The 14,663-nt window shown below is 73.5% G+C and carries 11 protein-coding genes; 5 read left to right on the top strand and 6 right to left on the bottom strand.

The features are described from left to right. Positions 1-4: 4 nt before the first annotated feature. Positions 5-598 carry a TetR/AcrR family transcriptional regulator gene (locus ACK8HX_RS09000; protein ID WP_411940352.1) on the bottom strand — a complete coding sequence of 198 codons (594 nt, stop codon included), beginning with the start codon at positions 596-598 and terminating at the stop codon, positions 5-7. A gap of 125 nt (positions 599-723) precedes the next feature. On the opposite strand from ACK8HX_RS09000, the gene ACK8HX_RS08995 reads away from it, so the two are divergent. Then, positions 724-909, top strand: coding sequence for a hypothetical protein (locus tag ACK8HX_RS08995; protein ID WP_411940351.1), 186 nt, complete (start codon positions 724-726; stop codon positions 907-909). 113 nt (positions 910-1,022) lie between these two features. Further along, a complete protein-coding gene (locus ACK8HX_RS08990) occupies positions 1,023-1,766 on the top strand; it encodes a CPBP family intramembrane glutamic endopeptidase (protein WP_411940350.1) in 744 nt (247 codons plus the stop codon). A 37-nt stretch (positions 1,767-1,803) separates the two neighbouring features. Here ACK8HX_RS08990 and ACK8HX_RS08985 read toward each other — a convergent pair whose 3' ends face one another. From ACK8HX_RS08985 to rsmI, 5 genes are all read right to left on the bottom strand, one after another. After that, positions 1,804-2,547 carry a succinate dehydrogenase/fumarate reductase iron-sulfur subunit gene (locus ACK8HX_RS08985; RefSeq protein WP_411940349.1) on the bottom strand — a complete coding sequence of 248 codons (744 nt, stop codon included), beginning with the start codon at positions 2,545-2,547 and terminating at the stop codon, positions 1,804-1,806. Next, positions 2,544-4,544 (bottom strand): fumarate reductase/succinate dehydrogenase flavoprotein subunit, encoded by a 2,001-nt coding sequence (locus ACK8HX_RS08980; RefSeq protein ID WP_411940348.1) that lies wholly within the window; start codon positions 4,542-4,544, stop codon positions 2,544-2,546. Before ACK8HX_RS08980 ends, ACK8HX_RS08985 begins: the two co-directional genes overlap by 4 nt. Positions 4,545-4,557: 13 nt before the next feature. Further along, the gene (locus tag ACK8HX_RS08975; protein ID WP_411940347.1) at positions 4,558-5,265 is read right to left on the bottom strand and encodes a succinate dehydrogenase cytochrome b subunit; all 708 of its coding nucleotides are present in this window, start codon (positions 5,263-5,265) and stop codon (positions 4,558-4,560) included. A gap of 141 nt (positions 5,266-5,406) precedes the next feature. Continuing rightward, on the bottom strand, positions 5,407-6,924 hold the full coding sequence (locus tag ACK8HX_RS08970; protein ID WP_411940346.1) for a M28 family peptidase: 1,518 nt from the start codon (positions 6,922-6,924) through the stop codon (positions 5,407-5,409). Between the two features lie 122 nt (positions 6,925-7,046). Beyond that, positions 7,047-7,877, bottom strand: coding sequence for a 16S rRNA (cytidine(1402)-2'-O)-methyltransferase (gene rsmI, locus ACK8HX_RS08965; RefSeq protein WP_411940345.1), 831 nt, complete (start codon positions 7,875-7,877; stop codon positions 7,047-7,049). Positions 7,878-7,959: 82 nt separating this feature from the next. Between rsmI and ACK8HX_RS08960 the strand changes: the two genes are divergently transcribed. The 3 genes from ACK8HX_RS08960 to ACK8HX_RS08950 all read left to right on the top strand — a co-directional run bounded on the left by ACK8HX_RS08960 (position 7,960) and on the right by ACK8HX_RS08950 (position 13,767). Beyond that, the gene (locus tag ACK8HX_RS08960) at positions 7,960-9,519 is read left to right on the top strand and encodes a dolichyl-phosphate-mannose--protein mannosyltransferase (protein WP_411940344.1); all 1,560 of its coding nucleotides are present in this window, start codon (positions 7,960-7,962) and stop codon (positions 9,517-9,519) included. An 86-nt stretch (positions 9,520-9,605) separates the two neighbouring features. After that, positions 9,606-10,055, top strand: a complete 450-nt coding sequence (locus ACK8HX_RS08955) for a hypothetical protein (RefSeq protein WP_411940343.1) — start codon at positions 9,606-9,608, stop codon at positions 10,053-10,055. Between the two features lie 70 nt (positions 10,056-10,125). Then, positions 10,126-13,767 carry a TM0106 family RecB-like putative nuclease gene (locus ACK8HX_RS08950; protein ID WP_411940342.1) on the top strand — a complete coding sequence of 1,214 codons (3,642 nt, stop codon included), beginning with the start codon at positions 10,126-10,128 and terminating at the stop codon, positions 13,765-13,767. The last annotated feature ends 896 nt before the right edge of the window (positions 13,768-14,663 follow it).

Here is a 14,663-nt window from a genome sequence, read left to right as displayed (position 1 = left end):
CCGGTCAGGCACCCTCGTCGAGGCGGTGGACGAGGAGCGGGACGGCCGCCCGGACGAAGGGCTCGCGGGCGTCATCGGGCATCCGGGTCGCGGTCGACAGGACACCTTCGAGGGCGGCGACGGCCACCCCCGCGAGCAGGTGCGCGTCGGCGTGGCCGCCGGCCCGGACGAGCCGCTCGACGACCTCGACGAGGCCGCCGCGCCAGGCCTGGAAGAGCTCCATGAGCTCGGGGCGCCGTGCCGCCTCTAGCGAGAGCTCGGCCTGGGCCCGGCAGACCTCGGGCCGCTCGAGCCAGCCGAGGAGGAGGGCCGTGACGTCGTCGGACACGGCGTCGCGGTCGTCGGCGTGCGCGGCGGCCTCGGCCGTCATCGCGTCGACGTCACGCGCGAGCATCCCCCCGACGTGCTCGGCGAGCGCGACGAGCAGCGCGCCGCGCGAGCGGAGGTAGGCCGAGCAGGTTCCCTCCGGCAGTCCTGCGCGGGCGTCGACGGCCCGGTGGGTCAGGCCCCGCAGGCCGGCCTCGGCGACCACGAGCACGCCGGCCTCGAGGAGCTCGGCGCGCCGGCCACCGGAGGCACGGATGGGGGGCGGGGTCACGCGGCCATTGTGTCCTCCCCCGTCGGCCCGGCGAGGGAGGTGGTGGCCGGGAGCATCCTGCTGCTGCCCGGGTCGCTTCTACAGGTGTAGAGTTCTACGACAGAAGTAGAAGGAGTGAACCGACCATGGGTCTCATCACCGGTCTCGCGACCATCACCACCGTCCTCACCGTCGGGCTCGTCGTCCTCGGCGCCGCCGTGGCCGCCCTCGTCCTCGGGGTGGCGGTCCCGACCCTGCGCGCCGAGCGCGCAGGCAGCCGGGCGGCGGAGGTCCCGCGCGGGAGCTGGACGCCGGCGCCGCACCCCGCCTGATCCGCCCCCGCCCGATACGCCCTTCCCCTGCCGTCCGACCCGCCGCTCCCGCGCGTGCCACGGCACAGGCGGGTGCCCGGCCGCCGCACCGGAGCGCGCCGTACGCTCGCCCCATGCGGCGCCGGCACCTGACGGAGACCTGGCTCGTCCTCGGTGTCTCCCTCGGCGCCTCGGCGATCTGGTCGCTGCTGCGCATCGTCGACCGGCTGACCCGCGCCGAGCCCCTCGGCCGCCAGACGAGCGCGATGAACAGCTCGGTCACCCCCGACCGGCCCTGGCTCGACCTCACCTACCAGCTCGTCGGCATCGCCGTCGCCCTCGTGCCGGTGCTCCTCGCGGTGCACCTGCTCCGGCGCGACGACCCGGACGAGCCGCACACCATGGGCTTCGACCTCCGTCGTCCGATGCACGACCTCCTGCGCGGTGCCGGGCTCGCCGCCCTCATCGGGCTCCCCGGCCTGGCCCTCTACGCCGCCGCGAAGGCCCTCGACCTCAACACCACCGTCTCGGCCGCCAACCTCGCGGCCGCGTGGTGGACCATCCCGGTGCTCGTCCTCGCCGCGGCGCAGAACGCGGTGCTCGAGGAGGTCGTCATGGTCGGCTACCTCTTCCGCCGCTGGGGCGAGGCCGGCTGGGGGACGTGGCGCGTCATCGTGACGAGCGCGGTGATCCGCGGCTGCTACCACCTGTACCAGGGGTTCGGCGGGTTCGTCGGCAACCTCGTCATGGGCGCGGCCTTCGGGTGGCTCTACACGCGCACGCGGCGGGTCATGCCGCTCGTCGTGGCGCACACCGTGCTCGACGTCGTCGCCTTCGTCGGGTACGCCCTCCTCAAGGACCACCTCTCCTGGCTCTGACCGTACCGAGATCGACCGATGGGTCGATGGACGGCGCTCAGCGGGCGGCGCGCAGCGCGGTGCGGAGGTCCTTGTTGAGGGTGGAGATGACGTCCTGCGGGATGCCCTTGGGGCAGGCCTGCGAGCACGCGCCGACGTTCGTGCAGCCACCGAAGCCCTCGTGGTCGTGCTGGTCGACCATCGAGACGACCCGCGCCATCCGCTCCGGCTGACCCTGCGGCAGCTCGGCGAGATGGGTGACCTTGGCGCCCATGAACAGCATCGCCGAGGCGTTCGGGCAGGCGGCGACGCACGCGCCGCAACCGATGCACTCGGCGGCGACGAAGGCACGGTCGGCGTTCGGCTTGGGCACCGGGGCCGCGTGGGCGTCGGGCGCCGAGCCGGTGTTCACGGAGATGAACCCGCCGGACTGGATGATGCGGTCGAAGGCGCCGCGGTCGACGACGAGGTCTTTGACGACCGGGAAGGCACTCGCCCGCCACGGCTCGATCGTGATGACCTCGCCGTCGCTGAAGCTGCGCATGTGCAGCTGGCAGGTCGTCGTCCGCTCGGGGCCGTGGGCCTGACCGGAGATCATCAGGCCGCACATGCCGCAGATGCCCTCGCGACAGTCGGAGTCGAACGCGATGGGCTCCTCGCCCTTGGCGTTGAGCTGCTCGTTGAGGACGTCGAGCATCTCGAGGAAGCTCATGTCGGGGCTGATGTCCTTGACCTTGTAGGTCACGAGCTCGCCCTTGTGACGAGGTCCGGCCTGCCGCCAGATCTTCAGGGTGAGGTTCACTTGTAGCTCCGCTGCTTGAGTTCGATGGCTTCGTAGACGAGGTCCTCCTTGTGCAGCACCGGCGCGCCCATCTCGCCGTCGCCGTCACCGCCCGCGAACTCCCACGCCGCGACGTAGAGGAACTCGTCGTCGTGGCGCAGCGCCTCGCCGTCCTCGGTCTGGCTCTCGGCCCGGAAGTGGCCACCGCACGACTCGCGGCGGTGGAGGGCGTCGATGCACATGAGCTCGCCGAGCTCGAGGAAGTCGGCGACCCGGCCGGCCTTCTCCAGGCTCTGGTTGAGGGTGTCGGCCGACCCGAGGACGCGCACGTTGCGCCAGAACTCCTCGCGCAGCCCGCGGATGAGGTCGATGGCCTTGAGCAGGCCCTCCTCGGACCGCTCCATCCCGCAGTACTCCCACATGATGGAGCCGAGCTCCTTGTGGAAGGAGTCGACGCTGCGCTCGCCCTGGATGGCGAGGAGGCGGGCGGTGCGCTCCTCGACGGCGGTGCGGGCCGCGGCGACGGCGGGGGCGTCCTCCGTGAGCGGCTCGAACGGACCCTTGGCGAGATAGTCGCGGATGGTGTTCGGGAGGACGAAGTACCCGTCGGCGAGGCCCTGCATCAGCGCCGAGGCACCGAGGCGGTTGGCGCCGTGGTCGGAGAAGTTGGCCTCGCCGGTGACGAACAGACCGGGGATCGAGGACTGCAGGTCGTAGTCGACCCAGAGCCCGCCCATGACGTAGTGCACCGCGGGGTAGATCCGCATCGGCGTCTCGTAGGGGTTCTCGCCCGTGATCCGGGCGTACATGTCGAACAGGTTGCCGTACTTGGCCTCGACGGCCGCCCGCCCGAGGCGCTTGATGGCGTCGGTGAAGTCGAGGTAGACGCCGCGGCGGAAGTCGCCGACCATCGGGCCGACGCCGCGCCCCTCGTCGCAGACGTTCTTCGCCTGGCGCGAGGCGATGTCGCGCGGGACGAGGTTGCCGAACGAGGGGTAGATCCGCTCGAGGTAGTAGTCGCGGGCGTCCTCGGGGATCTGGCGGGGGTCCTTCTCGCAGTCCTCGCGGTTCTTCGGCACCCAGATGCGGCCGTCGTTGCGCAGGGACTCCGACATCAGGGTCAGCTTGGACTGGTGGTCGCCGGACACCGGGATGCACGTCGGGTGGATCTGCGTGTAGCAGGGGTTGGCCATGTAGGCCCCCTTGCGGTGCGCCCGCCACGACGCGGTGACGTTGGACCCCATCGCGTTCGTCGAGAGGAAGAAGACGTTGCCGTAGCCACCCGAGGCGAGGACGACGGCGTCGGCGAGGTGGGTCTCGATCTCGCCGCTCACGAGGTCGCGGGCGATGATGCCGCGCGCCCGGCCGCCCTCGACGATGAGCTCGAGCATCTCGTGGCGGGTGTACTGCGCGACCGTGCCGGCGGCGACCTGCCGCTCGAGGGCCTGGTAGGCGCCGATGAGCAGCTGCTGGCCGGTCTGGCCGCGGGCGTAGAACGTGCGCGACACCTGGACGCCGCCGAAGCTGCGGTTGTCGAGCAGGCCGCCGTACTCGCGGGCGAAGGGCACGCCCTGCGCGACGCACTGGTCGATGATGTTCGCGCTCACCTCGGCGAGGCGGTAGACGTTCGTCTCGCGGGCGCGGTAGTCGCCGCCCTTGACGGTGTCGTAGAAGAGACGGTGGACGGAGTCGCCGTCCTCCTTGTAGTTCTTCGCCGCGTTGATGCCGCCCTGCGCGGCGATGGAGTGGGCCCGGCGCGGGCTGTCCTGGAAGCAGAACGACTTGACGTTGTAGCCCGCCTCGCCCATCGTGGCGGCCGCCGAGGCGCCGGCCAGCCCGGTGCCGACGATGATGACGTCGAGCTTGCGGCGGTTCGCGGGGTTGACGAGCGCGGCCTCGAACTTGCGCTTCGTCCACTTCTCGGCGATCGGCCCGGCGGGGGCCTTGGTGTCGGCGATCGCCTCGCCCTCGGTGTAGAGGCCGTGGGCGATCCCGGCGTTGACGGTGGTGTCGGTCATGGGTGTCAGTGCCTCACTTGATCAGGCCGAAGAGGATCGCGAGCGGCGGGAGGAGGAAGCCACCGGCGATGACGACCGCCGAGCCGTTCCCCAGCCACTTCGCGCGGCGGTAGGCGGCCGGCGTGCTGGTCCAGCCGAGGGTCTGCATCGCACTGAAGACGCCGTGGGCGAGGTGCAGCGCGAGGGCCACCATCGCGAGGACGTAGAGCAGCGTCATCCACGGGACCTGGAAGCTGGCGACCACGAGGCGGTACGGGTTGTTCTCGACGTCGGGGCCCTGGGCCGCGGTGTTCGGGGAGACCTTGAGGATCGTGAAGTGGAGCAGGTGCCACACGACGAACAGCAGGAGGAACACTCCGCCCCAGCGCATCCACGCGGTGCGGAGCGCGGCCTTCCCGGCGGCGTAGCGCGTGCGGCGCGCGGTGCCTGCCCGGGCCCACAGCGTGAAGGCGGCGTAGGCGTGGCCGACGAGGCTCAGCAGCAGGACGACCCGGATGACCCAGAGGAGGCCGCCGTACGGGAGCATCGGTTCCCCGATCGTCCGCAGGTGCTCGGCGTAGGTGTTGAACGACTCCTCCCCCGCGAGCGCCTTGAGGTTGCCGTACATGTGGAGCAGGACGTACCCGACGAACACCAGGCCGGTCCCCGCCATGAGGATCTTCAGCGCGATGGTGGTGCGGCGGGCCGTCGCCGGACGCGGAGGTGCTGACGTAGAGGCCACGACGGTCAATCTAGCCGCGGCCCCCGACGTGGGCGAGGTCGGGTCGAGCCTTCGGCGCTGTGAGATTGGCCCGGTTACCTGCGGGTACGCCGCAGGCCCGGGAGGGTCGGGTCCGGGAGTGCCTGGTCGGGGACGGCCGGGTCAGGGAGCGGGCGCGGCGGGCGGGCTGACCGGGGGGAAGTCGTCGCGCCCCGGGACACCGGTGACGTCGACCGTGTTCATCGCGTACTGGAGGACGGCGAAGGCCACGGCGTCCGCGTTGACGTCGAGCGCCTCGTCGTCGCGGTTGTCGGCGTCGTCGCAGGCCTGCCGGTGGCAGGGGTCGTAGGGGATGCCGGCCGTCCCGCCCCAGCGCGCGGCCTCCTCGACGGTCTTGACGCCGTCGGTGCCGGTGGTGATGCCTCCCGTGGGGATGCCGCGCGCCATGAACGCCCCGTCGTCGGACCGGCCGGTGAGGTCGGCGCCCTTCGCCGGGATGCCGCGCTGGGCGTAGAAGGCCTCGAAGGTCTTCTCGATGCGCGCCGACCCCTCGGGCCCGGGGCCGGCTCCGATGCGGTCGGAGTCGTCGCCGTCGGAGACGAAGAAGACGTGGTTGGGCGAGCCGATGACGTCGACGTCGAGGTAGAGGGCGATGCGGTCCACCTCGGCCGGCGCCAGCCCCTCGAGGTAGCGCGTCGAGCCGCGCACGGGCGCCTCCCGCGCACCCCACCACGCGAACCGGACGGTGTTCTCGGGCTGCACGCCGCCCATCTGCTCGGCGACGGCGAGGAGCGCAGCGGCCCCGGAGCCGTTGTCGTTCAGTCCGGGCCCGGAGTCGTCGGAGTCGAGGTGGGCGCCGGCCATGACGACGGGCGCACCGGGGCGCCCCGGCCGCTCGGCGACGACGTTCGCCGCCGTGACGGGCCCGCGGACCGTCGCCGTGCGGACGTGGAGGACGAGGTTCGGCGTCGTGGCCAGCTGCCGCCCGACGGCCTGGGTCACGGCGACGACCGGGACGTCGACCCCCGGCTCGGGCCCGAGCGTGGCGTCGAGGACGCCGGTGCGGTCGTTGGCGATGACGACGGCCGCGGCCCCGGCCGCCTGGGCGAGGCGGGCCTTCGTCGCGAAGGTGCAGCCGCCGCGGGCGACGACGGCGACCGTGCCCTGGACGAACGCGTCGTAGTCAGGCGCCTCGCACCCGGGCGTCGCGTCGACGGGGACGGTCGTGGCGGGCGCCGTGACGTCACCGCTGCCGGAGTGCTCCAGGACGGTCGTGGGCAGGGTCGCGGCGGAGGGCTCGACCCGCTCGAGGAGCGGCGGGCGGCGGTTCGCGAACGTGCGGTACGTGACCGGCTGGACCGTGGGGGCGTACCCGGCCCGGCGCAGCGTGTCGACGACGTACGCGACCGAGGCGTCGTGGCCCTCCGTGCCGGACACCCGGGTGCCGCCGTGGGCGTCCGCGACGCGCTGGAGGGCGAGCTGGTGGCCGCGGACGGCGTCGAGGGTCACGCACTCGGCGAGGGCCGCGTGGGAGTCGTTGGACCGGGCCGCGCAGACCTCGGCCGCGACGTCGGCGGGCGGGAGCTGTGCGGCGGGAGCAGCGGCGGCGAGGGGGGCCGAGGACAGCACGACGGCACCGGCGGCCACCAGCACGCCGGAGCGCAGCAGGCCTCGGGTCACGGCTCCTCCCCTTCCGGTGCGGTGCGGACCCCGTCGACGGGGTGACCCCGACGGTAAGCCTTCGCCCCGACGGAGGGGAAGCCGGGGAGCACCGCCCTCCTCAGGAAGTGACGGACCCGCCCTCAGGGACCGGCGACGACGGCGTCGTAGAGCGCCTTCCTCGACAGCCCGGTCTCGGCCGCGACCTCGGCGCAGACCGTCTTCAGGCGCTCCCCCGCCGCGACCCGCGCCCGGATGTCGTCGAGCCGGCTCTCCACGGTGGCGGCGGGCCCGGTCGCCCCGGCGACGACGACGGTGACCTCGCCGCGGACGCCGTCCGCCGCCCAGGTCGCCAGCTCGGCGAGGGTGCCGCGGCGGACCTCCTCGTAGGTCTTCGTCAGCTCGCGGCAGACGGCGGCCCGGCGCTCGGGGCCGAACGCCTCGGCCATCGACGTGAGCGTGCGGTCGAGGCGGTGAGGGGCCTCGAAGAAGACCATCGTGCGCGGCTCCCGGGCGAGGGCGGCCAGCGCCGTGCCCCGCTCACCGCCCTTGCGCGGGAGGAACCCCTCGAAGCAGAACCGGTCGACGGGCAGGCCGGACACCGCCAGCGCCATCAGCACCGCACTCGGACCGGGCACGCCGGTGACCCTGACGCCCGCCTCGACGGCCGCGGAGACGAGGCGGTAGCCGGGATCCGACACCGACGGCATCCCCGCGTCCGTGACGACGAGGACGCGGTCGCCCTGGCGCAGGCGCTCGACGAGGTCGGGGGTGCGCTCGGCCTCGTTGTGCTCGTGGAAGGACACGACGCGACCGGCCGGCTCGACGCCGAGGTCGGCGCACAGGCGGCGCAGGCGACGGGTGTCCTCGGCCGCGACGACGTCGGCGCCGCGGAGCTCGTCGGCGAGCCGGGGGGCGGCGTCGCGGGGGTCGCCGATCGGGGTGGACGCGAGGACGAGGGCACCGTCGCTCATGGCGCGATCCTCGCACGGGCCGCCTCGACGCACGGGCGCGGGCACGGCCGGGGCGTCGCGGCTGCTCACCTAGGCTGACCCGGTGACCCGGACCGACGAGCTGCGCCTGCGCCTGCTCGGGTTCCGGCCCACGGACCGGCTCTGGGGCTGGCTCGGGCCCGGGCTGGTCGCCCTCGTCGGCGGGGTCCTGCGGTTCTGGAACCTCGACCGGCCGCACGCCCTCGTCTTCGACGAGACGTACTACGTCAAGCAGGCGTACTCCCTGCTCCGCTTCGGCGTCGAGATGCGGGTGCTCTCCTCGCTCAAGGAGCCGGACAAGGCCTTCACCGGGGGCAGCCAGGAGATCTTCTCCACCGTCGACGGCGACTTCGTCGTCCACCCGCCCGTCGGCAAGTGGGTCATCGCGGCGGGCGAGTGGCTGCTGGGGTCGGAGTCCGGGTGGGGCTGGCGGTTCTCGGTCGCCCTCGTCGGGACGCTGTCGATCCTCGTGGTCGGGCGGGTCGCGCGGCGGATGTTCGGCTCGACGGCGCTCGGGTGCGTCGCGGCCTTCCTCCTCGCCTTCGAGGGCTCGCACTTCGTCATGTCCCGCACCGGCATCCTCGACATCATCGTGATGTTCTTCGCGCTCTGCGGGTTCGCGGCCCTCCTGGTCGACCGCGACCGCAGCCGCGAGGTCCTCGCGGAGAAGGTCGGGGCGCTGCCACCCGGAACGTGGCCCACGGGGACCGGCCCGTGGCTCGGGTGGCGGCCGTGGCGCTGGGTGGCCGGGGTGTCCTTGGGGCTGTGCACGGGGACGAAGTGGTCCGGGCTCGTCTTCCTCGCCGTCTTCGGGCTGCTCACCGTGTGGTGGGACATGGGGGCGCGCCGGGCGGCCGGGGTACGCCGCTGGGCGCTCGGGGCACTGGTCAAGGACGGCCCGTTCGCCGCACTCGTCATGGTCGGGACGGCGGCCGTCACGTACACGGTGTCGTGGTCGGGGTGGTTCCTCACGTCGTCCGGCTACCACCGGCGGTGGCACACCTTCCACCCCGGTGAGGGCGTGCAGTGGCTCCCCCCGGTGCTGCGCAACTGGGTGAAGTACCACCAGGACGCGTTCGCCTTCAACACGACGCTGCAGACCCCGCACCCCTACCAGTCGAACCCCTGGTCGTGGATGGCGCAGAGCCGGCCGACGTCGTTCTACTACGAGTCGCCGACGCGCGGCACCGACGGCTGCACGGTCGACGCGTGCTCGTCGGCGGTCAACCCCATCGGCACGATCTCGGTGTGGTGGGTCGGCATCGTCGCGCTGCTCGTCGTCCTCTGGTGGTGGGCGGTGCGCCGCGACTGGAGGGCGGGGGCGGTCCTCGCCGGCATCGTCGCCGGCTATGCGCCCTGGTTCGTCTACCAGGACCGCACGATCTACACCTTCTACGCGGTGGCGTTCGAGCCGTGGGTGGTGCTGGCCGTGGCGTTCGCCGTGGGGCTCTTCGTCGGCCGGCGCGCGGACGACCCGGACCGCTGGCGGCGCCGGTGGCTCGTCGTGGGCGGCCACCTCCTGCTGACCCTCGCGATCTTCGCCTTCTTCCACCCGATCTACGTCGCCGAGACGATCCCGTACGACCAGTGGCGCTGGCGGATGTGGTTCCCCAGCTGGATCTGAGCCGTCGGCTGGACCCTCGAGGATCTGCACAGAACCTCCACGCTTCGCCCCCACGGCCCCCAGCGGCACGCTCCTACCGTCGAGGCATGAGCCGATCCAGCGCCGCCGTCCCCCCGCCACCCCGCCGCGGGGGCCGCGCCCCCGGGCCCGCCACCGCCTACCGCCTGGGGCTGCTCGTCGCCCTCGGCACCGCCACCTTCCTCGTCCTCGGCGCCGGCGCGCTCGGCATCATCGGCGACGGTCGGGCCGACCGCGCCTACCTCGCGGTGCTGGCCGTCCTCGTCGTCGGCGCCCTGCTGGCGCGGCTGCGGGCGCGCTCGATGGTCGTCGTGATGGCGGCCGCGGCGGTGACGCAGGTCCTCGTCCCGGTCGTCCTGCTGGCGAGCGGCGCCGACGGCACCTCCGGGGTGTCGCTGCTCGACGTCGCCGGCCTGACGCTCATGTACGCGGGGCTGTTCACGCTCGCGGCGTGGCTGTTCCGGCGCGCCGGGGGCGCCGGGCCGGCCGTCGCCCTGCACGGCCGCGTCACCCACTGAGCCCCACGGGGGCGGCCCGAACCGCCGTGGCGGCCCGGCCCCTGTCGGTGGCCGCGGCTAGGTTCGACGCATGTTCCTCCTCGGCGACGACCGCCTCGTCATCAGCGCGAGCGACCTGCGCACGGCCTCCGTGTGCGAGTTCGCGCTGGTCCGCGAGCTCGACGTCGCCCTGGGGAGGGCGTCGGCGCTCGCGACCGCCGACGACGCGATGGCCGAGCGCGTCATCCAGCTGGGCAACGAGCACGAGCAGGCCGAGCTGAGGCGGCTGGTGTCCGCGCACCGCGGGCGCGTCGTGCAGTTCGAGCGGCCCACGTACACGCGGGCGGGCCTCGAGGCCGCGCACGCGCAGACGGTGGCCGCCCTCACCGGCGACGCCGAGGTCGTCTACCAGGCGACCTTCTTCGACGGCGGCTTCGTCGGGCACGCCGACTTCCTCGAGCGCACCCCCGAGGGCTGGCTCGTCAGCGACACCAAGCTGGCCCGCCGCGAGTCGGTCCCCGCCCTTCTCCAGATCGCCGCGTACGCCGCGATGCTCCGTGACTCCGGCGTGCCGGCCGCGTCCGTCGCGCGGCTCGTCGTGGGGTCCGGCGACATCCGCGACTTCGCGCTCGACGACATCCTCCCGGTCTACCTCGCCCGTCGGCGGCGCCTCGACACCCTCCTCGCCGAGCACCACGGCGCGGCGGCCGCGGCGGTGTGGGGAGACCCGCGCTGGCTCGCGTGCGGCCGCTGCGAGGTGTGCGAGCCCGAGGTCGAGGCCGCCCGCGACCTCCTCCTCGTCGCCGGGGTGCGGGCGCCCACGCGGCGGCGGCTGCGGGAGGCCGGGGTGCTGACGATCGACGACCTCGCCGTGCGCACCGAGCCGGTACCCGACGTGCGCGCGTCCACGCTCGAGCGGATCCGGCAGCAGGCGCGACTCCAGCTCGAGCAGGAGGCCGACCCGGGCGGCGGGGTGCGCTACGAGGTCACCGACGCCGACCCGCTGCGTCGGATGCCGCCGCCGTCACCCGGCGACGTCTTCTTCGACTTCGAGGGCGACCCGCTCTGGTCCGAGCCCGGCTCGGCCACCTGGGGGCTCGAGTACCTCTTCGGCTGCCTCACCGTCGACCGCGCCGGATCCGGTTCTGCCGGTGCGGAACCCGCTGGACCGCTGGGGCACGAGGGCGTCGTCCCCGGCCCCGACGGCACCGAGTTCACGCCCTTCTGGGCTCACGACCGCGCCGAGGAGCGACGCGCGCTCGTCGCGTTCATCGGCTGGCTGACCGAGCGCCGTCGCCGGTGGCCCGACCTGCACGTCTACCACTACGCCGCCTACGAGACCGCTGCGCTGCTCCGGCTCGCTGCCCGGCACGGGGTCTGTGAGGACGAGGTCGACCAGCTGCTCCGCGACGGCGTCTTCGTCGACCTCTACGGCGTCGTCCGCTCGGCGGTCCGGGTGTCGCAGCGCTCGTACTCCATCAAGAAGCTCGAGCCCCTCTACATGGGGGCGCGCGAGGCCGCCGTCACCAACGCCGCCGACTCGATCGTCGTCTACCACCAGGTCATCGCGGCCACGATCGCCGGGCGCGAGGAGGAGCAGGGCGCCCTGCTGCGCGAGATCCGCGACTACAACCTCGACGACTGCGTCTCCACGTGGCTGCTGCGCGACTGGCTCCTCGACCGCGGCGCCGAGCACCGGCCGGGCGAGGGCGCCGTCACGCCGGTCACCGAGCTCGCCGAGCCCCAGACCCCCAGCGACCAGCGGCTGGGTCTCATGCGGCTCGAGGCCCTGCTCCGCGACCGCCTCGACGGGGTCCGGCCCCACGAGCGCACGCCCGAGCAGCAGGCGGTGGCGCTCGTGGCCTCCTCCGTGCTGTTCCACGCCCGCGAGGACAAGCCGGTGTGGCAGGCCCACTTCGAGCGGCTGCGCACCCCGGTCCGCGACTGGCGCTCGGCCGACGGCGTCTTCGTCATCGACGGTGGAGAGGTGGTCACCGGGTGGCACAAGCCGCCCGGCGCCCGGTCCTCGCGACGCGTCGTCCGCGTGGACGGTGAGCCGCTGCGGAGCATCCCGCTCGGCCCCGGCTCCGAGGTGAGCACCGTCTACAGCGACCCTGCGCCCGACGGCATCACGACCCTGCCCGGACACTGCAACGCGTGCTCGACCTCCGGGGTCCGGGTCCTCGAGGCCCTCGACACCGTCGGGCCCAACGGCCGGCTGCACCAGGTGCTCCTCGTCGAGGAGCTCCTGCCCAGGGGCTGCTGCGAGCACGACGTCCTCCCCGTCGCGCTGGTGCCGTCACGCGTCCTCAGCACCCGGCCCATCGACGACGCGCTCGCGGAGGTCGCCCAGGCGGTGGTCGACGCCGACGGTCTCCTTCCGCACACCGCGGGCATCGACCTCCTCCTGCGCCGACCGCCGCGCCAGGTCGGCGGCGGCTCCCTGCCCGCGGTCGGTCCGGGGCCGACCAGGCACGTCGACGCCGTCACCGATGCCCTGCTCTCGAGCGACTCCTCCTACCTCGCCGTGCAGGGGCCGCCCGGGACGGGCAAGACCTACGTCGCCTCGCACGTCATCGCGCGGCTGGTCCTCGAGCACGGCTGGAGGGTCGGGGTGACCTCACAGGGCCACAAGGCCATCGAGAACGTCCTGCGCGCCGTCGTCGCCGCGGGCGTCCCGGCCGCGCAGGTCGGCAAGGCCACCCGCGACCCCGAGGGCGCCACGTGGACGGTCCTCGGCAAGGCCGACGACCTCCGGGGGTTCACGGGTCCCCTCGCGGCCGCCGGCCTCGGGTACGTCGTCGGCGGCACCGCCTGGGACCTCACCAGTGCCAAGCGGATCGGTCGCGGTGAGCTCGACCTCGTCGTCGCCGACGAGGCGGGGCAGTTCTCCCTCGCCAAGACGCTCGCCTGCTCCGTCGCCGGGTCACGGCTGCTCCTCCTCGGGGACCCCCAGCAGCTGCCGCAGGTCTCCCAGGGGACGCACCCCGACCCCGTCGACGCGTCCGCCCTCGGCTGGCTCATCGGCGACGAGGCGGTCCTGCCCGCCGACCTCGGCTACTTCCTCGAGACGACGTGGCGGATGCACCCGGCGCTCACCGAGGTCGTGTCGCGTCTGTCCTACGCGGGACGGCTGCGCTCGGAGGAGCGGGTGACCGCCGCCCGTTCGCTCGACGGCGTCGACCCCGGCCTGCACGTGCGCCTCGTCGACCACCACGACAACTCCACGTGGTCGCCCGAGGAGGCCGACGCCGTGCTCGGGCTCGTCCTCGACCTCCTCGGCCGCACGTGGCACGACCCCTCGGAGAAGGGCGGAGACGGCCTGCACGTCGGCTCCCGTCCGCTCGGGCCCGCCGACATCCTCGTCATCACGCCATACAACGGGCAGGTCGGCCGGATCCGCCGCACCCTCGACGACGCCGGGCTCGCCGACGTCGCGGTGGGCACGGTCGACAAGTTCCAGGGGCAGGAGGCGCCCGTGGCGATCCTGTCGATGGCGGCGTCCTCGCACTCCGACGTCTCGCGCGGCATGGGCTTCCTCCTGGACCGGCACCGCCTCAACGTCGCGGTCTCACGCGGCAAGCACGCCGCGTTCGTCGTGCGCTCCGAGGTCCTCACCGACTTCGCGCCGCGGACCACCGACGAGCTCCTCGCCCTCGGCGCCTTCCTCGGGCTCTGCGAGCAGGCCGTCACCACCGAACGGGTCGAGCCGCTCGCCGTCGCGACGGTCTGACGGTGATCTCGCCTCCGCCGTGCCCTCGCGTCGCGGTCGGCCTCCTTGTGGGGACGCCTGGACGCGTCGCGCGCTTCGGGCCGTCGTAGGTCACCGATCCTTCCGAGTCGCTCAGCGCACTCCGCCCGTCCCTCGTCTGCCGGGCGGGCTCCCTCCCAGCCGGCGTGGACGGCGTCCCGCTGCGGTCGGCTCCCGCCTCGCCCTGACCGCAGTGCGCTCGCCAACCTCCGGCGCCGTGAGGGCCGAGGTGGTTGGCCCGCCACCTGCCCCCTGTCCTTCGTTCCGTTGCCTGCCCACCACCCGCTGTTCGCACCGCTCACCACGCCTCGCGCCGGGCCTCCTTCACAGGCGCCTGGGCGACGTCCCGCTCGGCTTGGTTCCGTTGCCTGCTCACCACCCGCGGGGCGCACCGCCCACCTCGCCTTCCGCCCTGGCTCCTTCCACAGGCGCCCGGAGGGCGTCCCGCTGTGTTTCGCTTCCGTGGCCCGCTCACCACCCGCTGTTCGCACCGCCCACCTCGCCTTCCGCCCTGGCTCCTTCACAGGCGCCCGGACGGCGTCCCGCTGTGTTTCGCTCCGTGGCCCGCCCACCGCCCGCTGGACGTACCGGCCATCTCACCTCGCGCCGGGCTCACCCCTCCCCCCGCGAACGTGGGTGATGATCGTCGCTGGGCCGACGATTCTCACCCACCTTCGCCCGACGCAGGGCGGTGCGGAGGGCGCGCACCGACGTCAGGTTGCCGCGCGAATTCGGCTGTGGGTCATCCACATTCGAGCTATCGAACACTTGTGCTAATGGTCGTCGGCGGGTAGGCTCGCGGGTACAGGGGAGGGGGACAGCATGAGCAGCACCGCACCAGCGACCAGCAGCCGCACCGGGCATCCGAGCGAGCTGCT

The organism is Oryzobacter faecalis (assembly GCF_046764005.1).
In the GTDB taxonomy this organism is placed as follows: Bacteria; Actinomycetota; Actinomycetes; order Actinomycetales; family Dermatophilaceae; genus Oryzobacter; species Oryzobacter faecalis.
The sequence above is the reverse complement of the archived record's forward strand: the minus strand, read 5'-3'. Positions and strand labels throughout refer to the sequence as shown.